The 17667-nt window shown below is 71.2% G+C and carries 16 protein-coding genes; 3 read left to right on the forward strand and 13 right to left on the reverse strand.

The genetic code is table 11. The features are described 5' to 3' along the window. Window positions 1-43 precede the first annotated feature (43 nt). The 9 genes from PUR53_RS33030 to PUR53_RS33070 form a co-directional block, all read right to left on the reverse strand. Window positions 44-1525, reverse strand: coding sequence for an MFS transporter (locus PUR53_RS33030; RefSeq protein WP_329910681.1), 1482 nt, complete (start codon window positions 1523-1525; stop codon window positions 44-46). A 138-nt stretch (window positions 1526-1663) separates the two neighbouring features. Next, window positions 1664-2686, reverse strand: a complete 1023-nt coding sequence (gene fbaA, locus PUR53_RS33035; RefSeq protein ID WP_239756291.1) for a class II fructose-bisphosphate aldolase — start codon at window positions 2684-2686, stop codon at window positions 1664-1666. Window positions 2687-2874: 188 nt separating this feature from the next. Further along, the gene (pyrE, locus tag PUR53_RS33040) at window positions 2875-3429 is read right to left on the reverse strand and encodes an orotate phosphoribosyltransferase (protein ID WP_239756290.1); all 555 of its coding nucleotides are present in this window, start codon (window positions 3427-3429) and stop codon (window positions 2875-2877) included. A 48-nt stretch (window positions 3430-3477) separates the two neighbouring features. After that, window positions 3478-4272: an aldose epimerase family protein gene (locus PUR53_RS33045; RefSeq protein WP_329910683.1), complete on the reverse strand. Its 795-nt coding sequence runs from the start codon at window positions 4270-4272 to the stop codon at window positions 3478-3480. 158 nt (window positions 4273-4430) lie between these two features. Continuing rightward, the gene (locus tag PUR53_RS33050) at window positions 4431-5273 is read right to left on the reverse strand and encodes an SRPBCC domain-containing protein (protein WP_329899643.1); all 843 of its coding nucleotides are present in this window, start codon (window positions 5271-5273) and stop codon (window positions 4431-4433) included. A gap of 125 nt (window positions 5274-5398) precedes the next feature. Continuing rightward, window positions 5399-7060, reverse strand: a complete 1662-nt coding sequence (locus PUR53_RS33055; RefSeq protein WP_329910684.1) for a polyamine aminopropyltransferase — start codon at window positions 7058-7060, stop codon at window positions 5399-5401. A 327-nt stretch (window positions 7061-7387) separates the two neighbouring features. Next, on the reverse strand, window positions 7388-7909 hold the full coding sequence (locus PUR53_RS33060) for a DUF2617 family protein (RefSeq protein WP_329899641.1): 522 nt from the start codon (window positions 7907-7909) through the stop codon (window positions 7388-7390). Between the two features lie 525 nt (window positions 7910-8434). Next, window positions 8435-8833, reverse strand: coding sequence for a hypothetical protein (locus tag PUR53_RS33065; protein ID WP_329899640.1), 399 nt, complete (start codon window positions 8831-8833; stop codon window positions 8435-8437). Between the two features lie 118 nt (window positions 8834-8951). After that, entirely contained in the window at window positions 8952-9176 is a 225-nt protein-coding gene (locus PUR53_RS33070) for a hypothetical protein (RefSeq protein ID WP_329910685.1), read from the reverse strand. Between the two features lie 702 nt (window positions 9177-9878). Here PUR53_RS33070 and PUR53_RS33075 point away from each other — a divergent pair. The 3 genes from PUR53_RS33075 to PUR53_RS33085 all read left to right on the forward strand — a co-directional run bounded on the left by PUR53_RS33075 (window position 9879) and on the right by PUR53_RS33085 (window position 11877). Beyond that, the gene (locus PUR53_RS33075) at window positions 9879-10337 is read left to right on the forward strand and encodes a hypothetical protein (RefSeq protein WP_329910687.1); all 459 of its coding nucleotides are present in this window, start codon (window positions 9879-9881) and stop codon (window positions 10335-10337) included. A 113-nt stretch (window positions 10338-10450) separates the two neighbouring features. After that, window positions 10451-11680 carry a pyridoxal phosphate-dependent aminotransferase gene (locus tag PUR53_RS33080; RefSeq protein WP_329899637.1) on the forward strand — a complete coding sequence of 410 codons (1230 nt, stop codon included), beginning with the start codon at window positions 10451-10453 and terminating at the stop codon, window positions 11678-11680. Between the two features lie 20 nt (window positions 11681-11700). Continuing rightward, window positions 11701-11877 carry a DUF397 domain-containing protein gene (locus tag PUR53_RS33085; protein ID WP_329910736.1) on the forward strand — a complete coding sequence of 59 codons (177 nt, stop codon included), beginning with the start codon at window positions 11701-11703 and terminating at the stop codon, window positions 11875-11877. A 436-nt stretch (window positions 11878-12313) separates the two neighbouring features. Here PUR53_RS33085 and PUR53_RS33090 read toward each other — a convergent pair whose 3' ends face one another. The 4 genes from PUR53_RS33090 to clpB form a co-directional block, all read right to left on the reverse strand. After that, the gene (locus tag PUR53_RS33090) at window positions 12314-12859 is read right to left on the reverse strand and encodes a YbjN domain-containing protein (protein ID WP_329899636.1); all 546 of its coding nucleotides are present in this window, start codon (window positions 12857-12859) and stop codon (window positions 12314-12316) included. Window positions 12860-13056: 197 nt separating this feature from the next. Then, entirely contained in the window at window positions 13057-13647 is a 591-nt protein-coding gene (locus PUR53_RS33095; RefSeq protein WP_329910688.1) for an RloB family protein, read from the reverse strand. Next, complete coding sequence (locus PUR53_RS33100; RefSeq protein ID WP_329910690.1) at window positions 13625-14905, reverse strand: AAA family ATPase; 1281 nt, start codon at window positions 14903-14905, stop codon at window positions 13625-13627. Before PUR53_RS33100 ends, PUR53_RS33095 begins: the two co-directional genes overlap by 23 nt. 139 nt (window positions 14906-15044) lie before the next feature. Then, window positions 15045-17666, reverse strand: coding sequence for an ATP-dependent chaperone ClpB (gene clpB, locus PUR53_RS33105; RefSeq protein WP_329899633.1), 2622 nt, complete (start codon window positions 17664-17666; stop codon window positions 15045-15047). Window position 17667: the final 1 nt, after the last annotated feature.

The raw sequence follows: 17667 nt of genomic DNA on the forward strand, positions 1-17667 counted from the left end.
CTGGCTCATGAGGGGGTGGGGAGTGGCACGGGCCGGGGGTAGTTCAGTGACCCGATCCGAGGTCGCCCGGTCCCCTGTCCCCCGCCTCCAGTGGCGGCGACACCACCCCGCAGTGCGTCCGGCACTCGGGATGGCGGCAGTCCGGCTGCGGCCGGCGGATCGTGGCGAAGGACAGCGCCGCGCCCACCACCAGCGTCGCCGCGCAGACGATCATCGCCGTGCCGAACGCGTCGTCGAACTGGCTCGCCGACCGGTACGACTCCGGTCCCATCCCCGCGATCAGCGGCAACGCGGCCACGGCGACCAGGCCGGCCGCGCGGGCCGCCGCGTTGTTGATGCCGCTCGCCAGGCCCGCGTGCTCGGTGTCCACGGAGGCCAGGACCGTCGCGGTCAGGGGCGCGACCAGGGTGACCATGCCCAGGCCGAGCACGAGCAGCGCGGGCAGGACGTCGAGGACGTACGACGCGTCCGGACCCACCCGCAGGGCCAGCAGCATGCCCGCCGCGCACAGCAGCGGGCCGACGGTGAGCGGGATCCGGGGGCCGATCCGTTCGCCGAGCGCGCCCGCGCGGGAGGAGAGCAGGAGCATCAGGACCGTGATGGGGAGCAGGGCCGTGCCCGCGCCCAGTGCGGAGTATCCCGACACCACCTGGAGCTGGAGCGCGGCGAGGAAGAAGAAGCCGCCGAAGGCCGCGTACACGCACAGCGTGACCAGGTTGACCGTCGTGAACTGGCGGGAGGCGAAGATCTCCGGCGGCATCATCGGGTCCGGGCGAGCTCGTTCGACGTACACGAAGGCGACGCCCGCCGCGACACCGGCGACGGCCGAGACGGTCACCACCACCGAGCCCTCCGCCGCCTCGATCAGGGCGTACGTCACCAGCGCCAGCGACGACGCGCCGAGGAACGCGCCGAGCACGTCGAAGCGGTTCTCGTGGGCCCGACCGTCCCCCGACTCGGGCACGTGCCGGGTGGCCACGGGCACACAGACCAGCGCGAGGGGGACGTTCAGCAGGAAGACCCAGCGCCAGCCGGGGCCGTCCACCAGCCAGCCGCCCAGGAACGGGCCGACGGCCGCGCCGATGCCGCCGAAGCCGGACCACAGGCCGACGGCCCGCGCCCGGTCGTCGGGGTGGAACGAGGCCTGGATGAGCGCGAGCGAGCCCGGGGTGAGCAGTGCCCCGCCCACGCCCTGCAGCGCGCGGGCCGCGATCAGGACGCCGACGTTCGGCGCGAGACCGCACAGCAGGGACGCCACGGCGAACCACACCACGCCGATCACGAACACCTTGCGCCGGCCGAAGCGGTCGCCGAGCGCGCCGCCCAGCAGGATCAGACCGGCGAGGGTGAGCATGTACGCGTTGACGGTCCACTGCAGGGCCGCGAGGTCCGCGTCCAGGTCGTCGCCCATCCGGGGCAGGGCGACATTGACGACCGTGGAGTCCAGCAGCGCCATGCTGGAGCCGAGGATCGTGGTGAACAGGATCCACTTGCCCTGGGGCGAGGCGAGCCGGATGTCGGGCATGGACCAGGTATACAGCCGCCCCCGCACGCACGGCGAGCCCGCCCCCGCACGCACGGCGAGCGCGTCCCGCACGCACGGCGAGCCCGGCGCCGTCGTGGCACCGGGCTCGCCGCACGCGACAGGACGTACGGGCTGGGCTTACTTGATCTTCTGGCCCGCCGAGCGCAGGTTCTGCGTCGCCTCGACGACACGCGCGGCCATGCTCGCCTCGGCCAGCTTGCCCCAGGTGCGGGGGTCGTAGGTCTTCTTGTTGCCGACCTCGCCGTCGACCTTCAGGACGCCGTCGTAGTTCTGGAACATGTGGGCCGCCACCGGACGCGTGAACGCGTACTGGGTGTCGGTGTCGATGTTCATCTTGACGACGCCGTTCTCCAGGGCCGTACGGATCTCGTCCTCCGTCGAGCCCGAGCCGCCGTGGAAGACGAAGTCGAACGGGGACTCCTTGCCGAAGCGGGCGGCCACGCCCTCGTTCAGCTCCTTGAGGAGGTCGGGGCGCAGGACGACGTTGCCCGGCTTGTAGACGCCGTGGACGTTGCCGAAGGACGCGGCGAGCAGGTAGCGGCCCTTCTCGCCGAGACCGAGCGCTTCGGCGGTGCGGATCGCGTCGTCGACCGTGGTGTAGAGGGAGTCGTTGATCTCGTGGGAGACGCCGTCCTCCTCGCCACCGGTCGGGGTGATCTCGACCTCCAGGATGATCTTCGCGGCGGCGGCGCGGGCGAGGAGCTCCTGGGCGATGGAGAGGTTGTCGGCGAGGGTCTCCGCCGAGCCGTCCCACATGTGGGACTGGAACAGCGGGTTGCGACCGGCCTTGACCCGCTCCTCCGACACGGCCAGCAGCGGACGTACGTACCCGTCGAGCTTGTCCTTCGGGCAGTGGTCGGTGTGCAGGGCGACCGTGACGGGGTACTTCTCGGCCACGATGTGCGCGAACTCGGCGAGGGCGACGGATCCCGTCACCATGTCCTTGCTGTACTGACCGCCCAGGAACTCGGCTCCGCCGGTCGAGATCTGGACGATGCCGTCGCTCTCCGCCTCCGCGAAGCCCCGCAGCGCGGCGTGCAGCGTCTGGGTCGAGGTCACGTTGATGGCCGGGTAGGCGAACTTGCCTGCCTTCGCCCGGTCGAGCATCTCGTTGTAGACCTCGGGGGTTGCGATGGGCATGGTCCGCTCCTTGTATGTGCGGGTGGCGTTGTGCTTACGGTCCCTGACCTAGGGTTGCGACGTCATCGTCGGCCCCATCCTTCCAGACGGGACCCGATGCTCCGGCCAGGGTGTCCGGAACTGGTCGGTAACCGCTGACCTTGGTGTTCTCGACCGTGCCGACAGTCGTACGAACGTCGGCCGGGACCTCAGTCGAGGCCCAACTCGTCCTTCGAGAACGCGAACCGGTACGGGACGCCGGCGCCCGCCTCGATCTTCTCGGCGGCGCCGGTGGCGCGGTCGACGATGGTGGCGACGGCGACGACCTCGGCGCCCGCCTCGCGGACGGCCTCGACGGCGGTGAGCGGGGAGCCACCGGTGGTGGAGGTGTCCTCGACGACGAGGACCCGACGGCCGCTGATGTCCGGCCCCTCCACCCGGCGCTGCATCCCGTGTGCCTTGGCCGCCTTGCGGACGACGAACGCGTCCAGCCTGCGGCCCCGGGCGGCGGCCGCGTGCAGCATCGCGCCGGCGACCGGGTCGGCGCCCATCGTGAGACCGCCGACCGCGTCGAAGTCGAGGTCGGCGGTCAGGTCGAGGAGCACCTGCCCGACCAGCGGGGCGGCCTCGCCGTCGAGGGTGACGCGGCGCAGGTCGACGTAGTAGTCCGCCTCCAGACCCGACGACAGGGTCACCTTGCCGTGCACCACGGCCTTGTCCTTGATCTGCTGCAGCAGGGATCCACGTACGTCCACGTCAGTCATGGCAGTCAGCTTAAGGGGGCCCTTATGTCCGCTTACAGGCGTGTCCGCTTACAGGCGACGCCAGGTCCAGCTCGTGGACGCCTCCAGCGGGTCGATGGGGGTGACCAGGCGGGGGTGCGTGTTGAGGCCGTTGGGCGGGCCGGTCTGCGGTTCGACGCACACGGCTTCGGCCTGCTCGTCGTAGACCACGACCCACTCCTCGCGCGAGGCCACCTTCAACTCCAGCCGGTCGGGCCAGGTGAGGGTGACGTCGACGCCGTCGGGCATGCCGAAGCAGTCGTCCCAGGGGCCGGGGCGGGGATCGACGCGGTTGCCGGTGGGGAGGTGGTCCGCGCCGCGCTCCTCCTGCCAGGCGGGCCGGAAGTCGATGCGTACGTCCTCGCCGCCGTCCGTCAGGGTGCGGTTGAACCAGGGGTGCCAGCCGACCTGCGCCGGGAAGGAGGAGTCGTGCGCCTCCACGGACATGGTGAGGGTGAGGGCGTCCGGGGTGAGGCTGAACACCTGGGTGACGCGGCCGGGGTAGGGCCAGGGCTCGACCAGGTCGTACGTGAGGACGGCCTCGGTGGCGTCGTGGCGGGCGACGCGCCAGGCGCCCTCACGGGTGGTGCCGTGGATGGCGTGGGGCGGGGCGTTGAGGGGCATCTGCTGCACGCTGCCGCCGCTGAGGAACTGTCCGTCGCGGACACGTCCGCACCACGGCACCATCGGGAAGCAGCCGAACCGCTCGCCCTGCCGCAGCAGTTCGACCCCACCGACCCGCAGCCCCGCGACCCGGCCACCGTTCCCCGGCGCCAACACGACCTCCGCGTCACCCGCGGCCAACCCGATCTCTTCACTACTCACCCCTCGACCCTACTGGTCGACCCCACGGGGGAGTTAGAGGACAGCCCCGGGGGGTGGGGGTGAGTGCCGACCGGGGGGCGGGGGTTGGGGCTGGAGCGGGACAGCCGGGGACGCGAGCACGGTGGCGGGAGTGGGGCCGGGCGCGGGGGCGTGTCGGGTCAGCGGCGTTTGCGTAGGGCTCGGCTGACGATGATGGCCGAGGCGACGGCCAAGGCCGCTGCCGGGGCCGCCCAGCGGAGCGTGGCGCTCGCGGAGACCGGTTCGGGCGCCGGGACGGGGGCGTACCGGCCGCGGGGCGGGGCGTGGTCGACCTCCTCCGCGCTGCGGCCGATCATCGTCCGGCGTGCGTGCGCCGCCTCGGCCGGTGGTTCCTCCCCGGCGACGAGGCCGCCCTCGCCGAAGGGGTCCAGCGCCGACGGCGGGACCTCGGTCTCGAAGACGGAGGCGGACGGCTCGTCCTCACCCGAAGTCGAAGCCGAAGGCGAAGCCGACGTCGAGGGTTCCTCGTCAGCGGCAGCCTCGGGCTCGGTGGGGGCCTGGGGTTCGGTCCTCGAGGGAGCCGTCGGTTTTGGTTCGGGGTCCGGTCCGGTCGGCAGGTTCTCCGCGAACCTGCTCAGCAGGCGGGTGGCGGCCGAGGTCACCTGGTCGGCGGGGAGTTCGGTGATGCGGCCGGTGGCCGTGGCCGTGCCGGAGCAGGCCAGCGTCGTGCCCTCGGCGCCCGGGAGAAGGCGGAGGGTGAGCGTGAGTTTCACGGTCCCGGAGCCCCGCGCCTCGGCGGCGTCCCCCTCCACGAGGTAGGAACCGTCCTCCTGGGGGGCCACACGCAGGGTGCCCCGGTAGGTGATGGTGTGCCCAGCGACCCGTACCTTCAGACGCCCCGCGACCGGCGGCGTACCCGCGTCCTGCTGGAGCCCGGGGACCGCTCGGGCCACCCGCTCAGGGTCGGCGAGCGCCTCCCGAAGGCGGCCGACGGGAACCGGAACGAACACCTCATGCTCCATGGCAGTGGAGCCTACCCACGAGGCACCGCACCGCACCCGTACATACGCGTTATCGCTCGTGTTCCGCCCACGCGGCCCCACACGCCCCCACCCCACCACCTACGGGGCACCCGCCCGGCCACCGCTCAGCCCCCGTACCTCGGGTGCACCAGCGTCGACGGCGGCAGGTCCCGCACCCCGCCGCCGGCGCTGAGCCGGGTGGCCCCGGCGCCGAGCGCCGGCGCTGGGCGACGGCCGCCGTCGGGTCGGGTCGCCAGGACGAAACCCCAGTCGTGGGGCGCACGGGAGGTGCGGGCCGTACGGTCGGGTCCGGTGACGAAACCGGGGTCGGCGGCGCTCACACCGTAGGGCGTGGTGCGCAGCCCGGCGGCGCGGACGGTCGCGTCGACCGTCCAGAACACCTGCCGCCGGGACGCCACCGGCCCGGCGTGCACCACCATGCGGCCGTCGACCGCGAGGACCTCACGGGCCAGCCCGTAGAACTCCTGCGAGTAGAGCTTCGTGCTCGCCGTGATCCCGGGGTCGGGAAGGTTCGAGATCACGACGTCGTACGGCTCGGCCGGCCGCGCGCCGCGCAGCCAGGCGAAGGAGTCCTCCGTGTGGACGCGGACCCGGGCGTCGTCGTGGGCGTGCCCGTTGAGCGCGGAGAGCGCCGTATCGGTGCGGGCCAGGCGCACCACACCCGGGTCGATCTCGACGATGTCCACCTGCCGTACGCCGTCGTGGCGGAGCACCTCGCGGGCGGCGAGGCCGTCACCGCCGCCGAGGACGAGGACGCGGGCGTGCGGTCCGGCGTCCATGGCGGGGTGGACGAGGGCCCGGTGGTAGCGCTGTTCGTCGCTGCCGCTGATCCGCAGCCGGCCGTCGAGGAAGAGGGAGAGCGGACGGCCGTCCCGGCCGCCGGTCAGGACGACCTCCTGCCGGCCGGTCTGCAACGCGACCCGTACGTCCTGGCCGTACACCGCGCGCCGGGCGGCGCGCTCGAAGTCGTCGACGTGTACGGCGGCGGTGGCGAGGAGGGCGAGGACGGCGAGGTTGGTGACCAGCAGCAGCCAGCGGGCGCGGCGGGTCAGGTCGCGGTGGAACAGGCCGAGGACGAGGGCACCGCCGACGAGGGCGTTGACCGTGCCGGTGAGCAGGGCGCCGGTCAACTGGCCCAGCCAGGGCAGCAGGAGGAAGGGGAAGGCGAGGCCGCCGACGAGCGCGCCCACGTAGTCGGCCGCGAACAGGTCGGCGACCGCGCCGCCCGCGTCCTGGCGGCGGATGCGCTGGATCAGCTCCATCAGCAGGGGGACCTCGGCGCCGATGAGCAGGCCGATGGCCAGGGAGAAGGCGACGAGGAGATAGCGGGAGCCGCTCGCCCACATACCGCCCCAGTCGCCGGTCCAGGCGAACGCCGCGTACAGCGCGAGGGCGCTGCAGCCGCCGACGAGGGCGAGGGCGGCCTCGATGGCGCCGAAACCGAGGGCCGCGCGGGGGCGGAGGCGTTTGGCGGCAAGGGAACCGATGCCCATGGCGAAGACCATGACGGAGAGGACCACGGAGGCCTGGGTGACGGAGTCGCCGATCAAGTACGAGGCGAGGGCGACGAGTTCGAGTTCGTACACGAGTCCGCAGGCGGCGCAGACGAAGACGCCGGCGAGGACGAGGAACCGGCCGATCCCCGGGCGGACCGGGAGCCACGCGTGGGCGCCGGGGCCGCCATGGCCGCCGGGACCGCCAGGACCGCCGGGGCCGCGCCAGGGGGGAGGGGCGCCGGGGGGTGCGGGGGCGTGCGGCTCGATCACTCCTGGCACGCTACCGTCACGGTCACGCTGCGCTGGGTCACCCACACGGGTGGTCTGCGACGCTTGGCCGGGTGCCTAATAGCTCGGGGGTTCGGGTGGTTGGGCGGCTGCGGGTGCGTGGGGCTTCTCGCGCAGTTCCCCGCGCCCCTGAAAAGCCGGGGCTACGCCCCATGCTTTCAGGCCCGCAGGGCCCTGAAGCTTTTAGGGGCGCGGGGAACTGCGCGAGAAGCCCTACCGGGCCCGCACCCGCCCACTCACCACAGCCACCCCACCCCTGACCACACCCACATACCCAAACCGCCCCCGCTCCCCCCACTCCGCCCCGAGTCACAACCGCACCGACACCCGCACCCCCACCCTCGTTCTCGTGGCCACCAGTTGCCCGTCCTGCGGATACGCGTGCCAGGTACGCCAGTGCACTTGTCCCTCGTACCGCTGCGCGAGCATCGCCGTGAAGGCGTGCGGGCTGCCGGGGAACACCCCGGCCAGCCCATGCGGATGGTCGGACACGAGCGCCAGCAGTTCCTGCGCACGCCCCGCGAAGGACCCCGGCGACAACACCTCGACGCGCGCGGCGAATTCGTACTCCCAGTCGCCCACACGTTTGGCCACCCCGAGCGGGAGAGGCGTGCTGGATCCCGGGATGCACGCGACCGTCTCCGAACAGTGGCTCCCCCGCTCCTCCTCCAGGAGCACCTGGTGGGACGCGCCGAGCAGCCTCAACTGCAGCTTCGCACCGTCGAGTTCGAGGTCGAGCGTGGCGAGCGCGGGCAGCGGCTCGCGCCCCAGGGCCCAGGCGAGGTCTGCCGCGCGCGTGTCGGTGTAGGCGGTGTTCAGGGTCGTGAGCATGGATCGGCTCCGCAGCGACGCAAAGAGAAAGAGAAGAGGAGTGGGTCCGGCGCACCCCGGTCGGCACCGGGAGTTGTGGCCCGGTCAGCCAGGTCGCGTGAGGACGACGTCCCGGTCGGTCCGGTCAGCCAGGTCAGGCCTGCCGGGAGGGACGTCCGGGGGCTGCGTTGGCGATTTATAGGGAATCATGAACTGTGGCGTAACCACAGCGTTTTTACCCAACTTGACGTGCTTTCCATCCCCCCGAGGGCAGCCCAGCTCAACTGTTCAACCAGGCGTACGCCCCGTCGGCCGACGCGCTCCCCGCGCGCCCACCGAGCCGGGCGCGCGAACTACGGGGAGCGCCTGCCGGACAACCGGGCCCACCCGGCGTACTCAGGCGTGAAGACGCACCACACCGGTGCGCCTGCCCCGTCACGGCGGAGCTACACACGCGAACTGCACACGCGCGAACTACACACGCGAGCGCCCGCCGGGAACTCCGTCCCGGCGGGCGCTCGTGTCGTGGAGCTCGGCTGCCCCGTGTCAGCTGCCTCCACCGCATCCGCCCCCGCCGCCGCAGGAGGACCCGCCACCGCAGGACGAGCCACTGCTGCTGCCGCACGAGGATCCACTGCCGCTGCCGCAGGACGAGCCCCCGCCGCCGGACGACGAACCGCGGTCGTCGTTCGACGAGGAGTGGGACGATCCCGAGTCGCCGACGGCCGCCGCCCCGATCACCCACCAGCTGTTGTCGGAGCCGCTGTTGCCGGCACCGCTGTCGCCCCGGCTGCTGCGGTACGCGCTGCCGCCCCGGCCGGCCGGCTGACGGCGCCGTGCAGCCGCGCGCGCCGCGTTCGCCCTGCCGCGGTTGACGGCCACGACGACCACCGTCACCACACAGACCACCGCCAGGATGATGCCGATCACCGCGATCGCGTTCATGACGTCACCCCTCCCCTCTTGTCCTGAGTCCCCCGAAGCGACCCCCCGTGGGTGCCTCGTTCACTTGTGTGTCGCGAGGATGCCCCCGCCGATGACCACGGTCACTGCGTGCGTGCGGTCAGCTGCCGCCGCCGCAGCCGCCTCCCCCACCGCAGGAGGACCCGCCGCCGCACGACGAGCCGCTCCCGCAGGACGAATTGCTGGACGCCGAACCGCTGGACGACGAACCCCCGCCCGCCCACCAGCTGCCGCGCCGGCCGCGTCGCCTGGAACTCCTGACGACCGCGACGACGATGGCCAGACCTATGACGCCGAGCACCAGGATGAAGCCGACTTCCGCCATGGCCCACCCTCCCCTCTTCCTTGCGCGTGTCCCCCGAAGCGACCCCCCGTGGGTGCCTCGCTCACTTGCGTGTCGCGGGGATGCCCCCGCCGATGACCGCTCAAAGCCGAGTTGAGCAAGTCCAGAGCTTCGTTCGCGGACGCGCGACCTCAGCTGCCCCCGCCGCAACCGCCGCCACCGCAGGAGGACCCGCCGCCGCACGACGAGCCACCGCCGCAGGAGAACCAACCGCCGCCCCCGTGGGACGACCTGTGGGACGACCCACCGTCCGCCCACCAACTGCGCCGACGCCTCCGCCGCGAGCCTCGGCCGAGCGACGACAGCACACCGATCAGGGCCACCGCGCCCAGGAAGAGAATGAAGAAGCCATCCATGACGGCACCCGCCTTTCGTTCCCCCGTGCAGACCCCCCGTGGGCCGTACGTGACGTGGGGATGCCCTGGCGTCTCATCGGTCAAAGCGGAGTTGAGCAAGTTCAGAGGGTTCTCTGCGGTCAACACCTCCTGACCTGTACGAACATGCAGGTCGGCGCCGCCCGAAACCCACCGGGCCGGCTGTGGGCCGGGGGTTTCGGCGCGACGGACGGGGGCCGCCTCCTGCCGCCGGGACCCCGACTTGCGATTCCGTGTGGCCACACGAACGCTGGATCCGAGGGGAGGGCCGTGAACGCCTGTCCGGGCGTTGGAGAAGGAGACGGATCACATGTCTGTTCGAAGCATGGCATCGGCGCGGCTCACGGACGGTCGTCCGCAGGTGTTCGCGGGGAGCAACCACGGGTTGTTCACCCGCTGGAAGGTCAGCGAGCACCCGGATGCCGACTGGACCGACTGGCAACAGTTCGACTTCGACCACGGCCGCGTGGTGTCACTCGCCGCGGCCCCGCTCACGGACGAACGGCCGCAGATCTTCGCCGTGTCCGAAGGCGGCGAGCTGTGGAGCACCTGGAAGGTGAGCACCGACCCGAGCGCCGCCTGGGCCGACTGGACGAAGTTCAACGGCCTGCCGGGATCGGCCCGCAGTGTGGGTGTGGCCACCCTGACGGACGGCCGCCCGCAGATCGTGGTCGGCACCGACAACGGTTCGGTGTCCTCGTGGAAGGTGAGTACCCACCCCGACGACGCCTGGTCCGAGTGGTCCTCCTTCGACGGTCCGCCCGCCTGATCCCGGGGCGGACGGCGCCCGGCCGGGCTTTCCCGGCCGGGCGGCGCATGGGACGGCACCTCCGCCGCCACACTCCGAACGCGGGTTGAGGAAGTCCGGAGCTTCGGCGCAGGATGACGGCCATGACCTCCAGCGCAAGCCCCGACCGCACCCCTCGTCCCGCGCTCAACCGGCGGCTCGCCGAGTTCGGGACGACGATCTTCGCCGAGATGTCGGCGCTCGCCCTGCAGACCGGCTCGATCAACCTCGGGCAGGGCTTCCCGGACACGGACGGCCCCGAGGAGATCCGCGAGGCCGCCGTACGGGCGCTGCGCGACGGCCGGGGCAATCAGTACCCGCCGGGTCCCGGTGTGCCCGAGCTGCGCGCCGCGATCGTCGACCACCAGCGGCGACGGTACGGACTGACGTTCGACCCGGATAGCGAGGTGCTGGTCACGGCCGGTGCCACGGAGGCCATCGCGGCGGCCCTGCTCGGGCTGCTGGAGCCGGGCGACGAGGTGGTGGCCCTGGAGCCGTACTACGACTCGTACGCGGCCTGCATCGCGATGGCGGGCGGCACGCGCGTACCGGTGACGCTGCGGCCGTCCGAGGGCTCGGGCGACGCGGGCGGGGACCGGCGGTTCCGGCTGGACCTGGACGAGCTGCGGGACGCGGTCACCGACCGGACGCGGCTGCTGCTGATCAACACACCGCACAACCCGACCGGCACGGTCCTCACCCGCGAGGAGCTGACGGCGATCGCCGAGCTGGCGGTGGAGCGGGACCTGCTGGTGGTGACGGACGAGGTCTACGAGCACCTGGTCTTCGACGACGCCGAGCATCTGCCGCTGGCGTCGTTCCCGGGGATGCGGGAGCGGACGGTCACCATCGGGTCCGCGGGCAAGACGTTCTCGTTCACCGGGTGGAAGGTGGGCTGGGTGACGGCCGCGCCCGCGCTGGTGACGGCGGTGCGCTCGGCGAAGCAGTACCTCACCTATGTGGCGTCGGGGCCGTTCCAGTACGCGGTCGCCGAGGCCCTCGCGCTGCCGGACAGCTACTTCGAGGCGTTCCGCGCGGACATGCTGGCCAAGCGGGACCTGCTGGCGGCGGGCCTGAAGGACGCCGGCTTCGGGGTGTTCCGCACGGCGGGCACGTACTTCCTCACCACCGACATCCGCCCGCTCGGCGAGACCGACGGCTTCGCCTTCTGCCGCGCCCTGCCCGAGCGCGCGGGGGTGGTGGCCATCCCCAACGCCGTCTTCTACGACCACCGCGAGGCCGGCGCCCCGTTCGTACGGTTCGCGTTCTGCAAGCGCCTCGACGTCCTCGCCGAGGCGACCGAGCGCCTGCGCAACCTGAGCTGACCCACCACCAGGGGCACCCGCTGTCACCGCCTCCGACCAGAGCTTCGCCCAGCGCCTGGACGGCCTCCGCGTTCCAGGCCGTCGTCGTCCCGGTCCGTGACAGCAAGGTCCCGCACGGTCCGGCGCTGTGCTTCGACGCGGCCTCCTGGGCCGTCTTCACAGGCGAGTCGAAGGCCGGGCAGCACCACCGCCGCTGAGGCGGCCGGGCCCCGGCCGCCGTCCGTCTTCCGGGCTCACCGAGCCCTTGTCCACGAGGGTCCGGCGGGCCGCTGACCTCCTGAAAGAACCGGGGGAAAGAAAAGGCGGCCCGGCGGTCTACGCCGTGCGGTACGACCGCATCGAGCGCACCTGGCCGTGAGGGGCCGGCGATGCCGGCCACATGTCACCTTGGATCACGGCGGATTGGTCGAACCACAAGACCTGTGGTTCCCGCGCCACCCTGCGTCGCAGCACCCTCGCCCCGGACGACGAGAGCCCGGCAGGAGCGCGCCGCTGTGGTGGCAGGCGCTTCGGCCGGGCTCTTGTGGGTCTGTCTGCGGGCTTGTCTGCGGGGCTGTCCGGCCGTCGTGGGCCAGGCCTCCCCTCGTCCCCGGGGTGGATGGCCACCGGGGGCCGCGGAGGGGTGCGGAGCGGTTACACGTCGCCCTGGTCGCCCTCGTCGTCCTTGGGCTTTTCGGCCTCGTCGACGTCCTCGGCCAGGCCGAGCTGCTCGACGAGCCACTTGTCGAACTCGATGGCCGCGCGTACCCAGCTCACCGTCGACGAGACGAAGTGCTCCAGGCTGACGCCGGTGCCGATCAGCAGCTGGGCCTCGCCGATGAGACGGACCGTGCCGTCGTCGTGGGTGTGGCTGTAGACCTTGGGCCACAGCGTGCGGCGGTTCCAGTCGTCGATGGTCTCCAGCAGGGCCGGCTTCTCGTCGATCTGGTGCGGGCGGTCGTAGAACGTACGCACCGAGAAGACCTGCTGGTCACCCTCGCCACGGAACATGAAGTACGTACGGAATTCCTCCCACGGCGCCGCGAGGTCACCCTCGTCGTCGACGACGTACTTCAGCTCCATCTGGTCCAGGAGCTGCTTCACGAGGTCCTGATCCGGGACCACGGGGCCGGGCGGCGGGCCGGGCTGCGGCTCGGGCTGGCCCCCGAAGTTCGGAATCGAGGACGGGTCGATGCTCACCGTGATTTTCCCTTCGTACGGATTCCGCCATCCTCCCCCATGCGGGGGCGGGAGTGGCAACCCCCGCCCCGCGTGGTTCGTCGCCCTTGGCCGGATCCGGGAGGGGATTCAGCTACGAGCGTGGCCGGGAACCTTTCGGGTACCCCCGGTCCATCACTTTCTGCCCTGCATGAGGAGAATCGGCGGGTGCGGCGCGGTCAGCCTTCCTCCATACGTGCCACCAGCCGCCATACGCCCGTCGACGGGTTCCGCATGTGGGCTTCACCGGTCGGATCGAGCTTCCGCGCATGCTCCACCGCATGGGCGCGACCTTCGCGGTAGACCGCGAAGTCGACCCGTGTCTTGTCGTATCCCGGCACATGTTTCTGGAGCAGTGGCAGCAGCTTCTTGTACGTCGCCACGTGCGCTGTCTGCGATGCGAAGTGCAGCAGCAGCCACAATTCGAAGCACGGGTTGGAGACCGCCACCATGATGCCCGCCTTGCGCGCGGCCGCGGCCGCCTCGGCGACATCCACGAACTGATCCACGTCGAAGACGCACCACACCTCGTCGAAGCTGCCCTTGCTGAGGCCGCGCTGTTTCTTGGCGTAGTCGACGAGCTGGGTCGGCGAGCAGGCCTTGCCGCGGACGACGACGGAGACGGCGGGGTTGCGGAGGTGTTCCCTCAGCCCCTGGAGGTACTGACGTTCGGTCTCCTTGCTGCCGCAGACGACGAGCATCGTCCGCGCGGACCTGCGGGTGGGGCCACGCCTGCGGCCCGACCCCTCACGCGGAAACGGCCTTGCCATGAGCCCCCCAGTACGCCCTGACCACGTCCTCCAGTGCCGTGTCCGGCAGGACGGGCACCGCGCCGTAGCTGCCGGCCAGATACCGGCGCTCGAAGTTCTCCCCCTTGCGGGGCTTGAAGTCGCTGAGCGGATACAGCTCGGACGCGCCGGTCTCCGCGCTCTTCTCGACGAACCAGATCTGGTCCCGGCGCAGGACCTCCTCGCCGAGCATGGTGCCGAGGAGTGTGGCGCTGTGCGTGGTGAAGATCAGCTGTGCGCCGCGGGGGTTGAGTTCCGGGCTCTGGAAGAGCTTCAGGAGCTTCGCGGTGAGGAGGGGATGCAGGCTGACGTCCACCTCGTCGATCCACAGCTGCTGGCCTTGGTGCACCGCCATCAACGCCCAGCTCATCAGGTTCAACCAGGTCTTGGTGCCCGCCGACTCGTCCTGCGCCGGGAGCAGGAACTCCTCGTCCCCCACGGTGTGCACGAACGCCATCTTCTTGCCAATGGCAGCCCTGGTGTCGGTCGACAAGTTCTCCCAGTCCTGGTGACGCCGGAGGATCTTGCTGATCGGGTCCTCGTCGCTGGTCTCGCGCACCCCCTGCACCCCGAGGTCGGCCGCCGTGAGCACGTCGGCCCCTCGTGCGAGTCCCGCCTCCTCGAAGACGGCGAGAACCCTGGCGAGCAAGGCACCTCCCTGAGTGATCGCGTGCCGAATGTCGTCCGAGACGACCGCGGCCCCCTTGATGGCCCGCCAAACCCTGCTCAGCTCCACGTGCGCGTTCTGCGCGGCGGCGGAGAGGTACAAGCTGTTCGGTCGCATCACGCGCTCGGCGGCGACCCGCTCACCGGACAGTGTCGTCCCGAAGGTCACGTCCATCGCCCGGCGTTCGAAGAGGACGCGCTTGCGGCCCCTGGGATAGGAGTAGAGCCACTCCTCCTCGACGCTGCGGTCCGAGACCGCGAACCCGTACACGTAGCGGACCTGGTCCACCAGCACGTCCACGGCGTACCTGGAGGGTTCGCGCCTGCTGTCGTGGTCCAGAAGGAACGGCCGCCGCTCGACAGGAGCATCGGGAAGCCACTGCGCCTGCGATTCCTCCACGGCTGCCAGGAAGAACCGGTACGCGTCCAGCACCGTCGACTTCCCCGACGCGTTCGCCCCGTAGATCGCCGCCACCGTCAGCGCGGGCCGCTCGTCCTCGTAGACGGGTACGAGATTCAGCTCCTGCGGCTCGCGCAGTGAGCCGTGATTGGCCACCCGGAAGCTGAGCAGCACGGCGGGTACACCTCACTTCCCGAGCTTGTGAACAAGTGATTCGCGCGATTGACCCTGTGTTCCCCATGCTAGTCCTCGTTCGCGAACGGATATAGGCCCGCCACCCACGAGGGTGACGGGCCTGCTTCGGCACAGGCGACTACAGCGTCTTGCCCGAAGTCTGCGCCGGTACCGGACCCACGATCAGGCCCTCTCCCTCGCCGAACGTGTCCACGCGGACCGTGTCGCCGTCCTTGATCTCGCCGGAGAGGATCTCCTTGGCGAGGCGGTCGCCGATGGCGGTCTGGACGAGGCGGCGCAGGGGGCGGGCGCCGTAGGCCGGATCGTTGCCCTCGTCGGCGAGCCAGGCCAGGGCCGCGGGGGTGATCTCCAGGGTGAGGCGGCGCTCGGCGAGACGCTTGGCGAGGCGGTCGATCTGGAGCTTCGCGATGCGCTCCAGCTCCGCCTTGTCCAGCGCGGAGAAGACGACCAGGTCGTCCAGGCGGTTGAGGAACTCCGGCTTGAAGGAGGCCCGCACCACGTCCATGACCTGCTGCTTCTTCACCACCTCGGTGGTGAGCGGGTCGACCAGGTACTGGCTGCCCAGGTTCGAGGTGAGGATCAGGATGGTGTTGCGGAAGTCGACCGTGCGGCCCTGGCCGTCGGTGAGGCGGCCGTCGTCGAGGACCTGGAGGAGGATGTCGAAGACCTCCGGGTGGGCCTTCTCCACCTCGTCGAGCAGGACCACGGAGTACGGGCGCCTGCGGACGGACTCCGTCAGCTGGCCGCCCTCCTCGTAGCCGATGTAGCCGGGGGGCGCGCCGACCAGCCGGGCCACGCTGTGCTTCTCGCTGTACTCCGACATGTCGATGCGGATCATGGCCCGCTCGTCGTCGAAGAGGAAGTCGGCCAGCGCCTTCGCCAGCTCCGTCTTGCCGACGCCCGTCGGGCCCAGGAAGACGAAGGAGCCGGTCGGGCGGTCCGGGTCGGCGATACCGGCCCGGCTGCGGCGTACGGCGTCGGACACCGCGCGTACGGCCTCGGTCTGGCCGATGAGGCGGCGGCCCAGCTCGTCCTCCATGCGGAGCAGCTTCTGGGTCTCGCCCTCCAGCAGCCGGCCCGCCGGGATGCCGGTCCAGGAGGCGACGACGTCCGCGATGTCGTCGGCGCCGACCTCGTCCTTGACCATGGTGTTCTTGGACGCGGCGGCCTCCTCCTCGGCCTCGGATGCCTCCTCCAACGCCCGCTCCAGCGTGGGGATCTCGCCGTAGAGGAGCTTGGAGGCGGTGTCGAAGTCGCCGTCGCGCTGGGCGCGTTCGGCCTGGCCGCGCAACTCGTCCAGTTTCTCCTTGAGTTCACCGACGGCGTTGAGGGACTGCTTCTCCTTCTCCCAGCGGGCGGTGAGGCCGCGCAGCTCCTCCTCCTTGTCGGCGAGGTCGCGGCGCAGGCGCTCCAGGCGCTCGCGGGAGGCGGCGTCGGTCTCCTTGTCGAGGGCCATCTCCTCCATGCGCAGCCGGTCCACGGACCGCTGGAGCTCGTCGATCTCGACGGGCGAGGAGTCGATCTCCATCCGGAGCCGTGAGGCGGACTCGTCGACGAGGTCGATGGCCTTGTCGGGGAGGAAGCGGGAGGTGATGTAGCGGTCGGAGAGGGTGGCGGCGGCGACCAGCGCCGCGTCCGCGATGACGACCTTGTGGTGGGCCTCGTAGCGGCCCTTGAGTCCGCGCAGGATGGCGATGGTGTCCTCGACGGTCGGCTCGGCGACCAGCACCTGCTGGAAGCGGCGCTCCAGCGCCGGGTCCTTCTCGATGCGCTCGCGGTACTCGTCGAGGGTGGTGGCGCCGACCATGCGCAGCTCACCGCGGGCCAGCATCGGCTTCAGCATGTTGCCGGCGTCCATCGCGGAGTCGCCGCCGGCGCCCGCGCCGACGACTGTGTGCAGCTCGTCGATGAAGGTGATGATCTGCCCGTCGGAGTCCTTGATCTCCGCGAGCACGGTCTTCAGTCGCTCCTCGAACTCGCCTCGGTACTTCGCGCCGGCGACCATCGCGCCCAGGTCGAGCGCGACCAGGCGCTTGTTCTTCAGCGACTCGGGCACGTCGCCCTTGACGATCCGCTGGGCGAGCCCCTCGACGACGGCGGTCTTGCCGACACCGGGCTCACCGATCAGCACCGGGTTGTTCTTCGTACGGCGGCTGAGCACCTGGACGACCCGCCGGATCTCCTGGTCCCGGCCGATGACGGGATCGAGCTTGCCCTCCCGCGCGGCGGCAGTGAAGTCGGTCCCGAACTTCTCCAGGGCCTTGTACTGGCCCTCCGGATCGGCGGTGGTCACCCGGCGTCCTCCCCTTGCCTTCTGGAACGCCTCCTGCAACTTCCTGGCGTTCGCCCCCTGCCGGGAGAGTACGTCCCCGGCCTGGCCGCCCTTCTCCGCGATCCCGATCAGGAGGTGCTCGGTGGAGACGTACTCGTCGCCCAGTTCCTTCGCCTTGGCCTGGGCCTCGGCGACGACGCTCAGCAGCTCGCGGTTGGGCTGGGGCGGCGAGACGGTGGAGCCGGTCACGCTGGGCAGGCCGGCCAGGATCTTCTCGGCGCCCGCGCGCACGGCCGCCTGATCGGCGTCGACGGCGGCGAGCAGGTCCGTGATGTTCTCGTTGTCCTGGCCCTGGAGCAGAGCCAGCAGCAGGTGGGCGGGGGTGAAGTCGGGGTGTCCCTCGGACACGGCCCGGTTGCTGGCCGCGTTGATCGCGTCCCGGCTCCTGTTGGTCAGCTCGGCGTCCACG

The sequence above is a fragment of the Streptomyces sp. SP18BB07 genome (assembly GCF_036322545.1).
GTDB lineage: Bacteria > Actinomycetota > Actinomycetes > Streptomycetales > Streptomycetaceae > Streptomyces > Streptomyces deccanensis.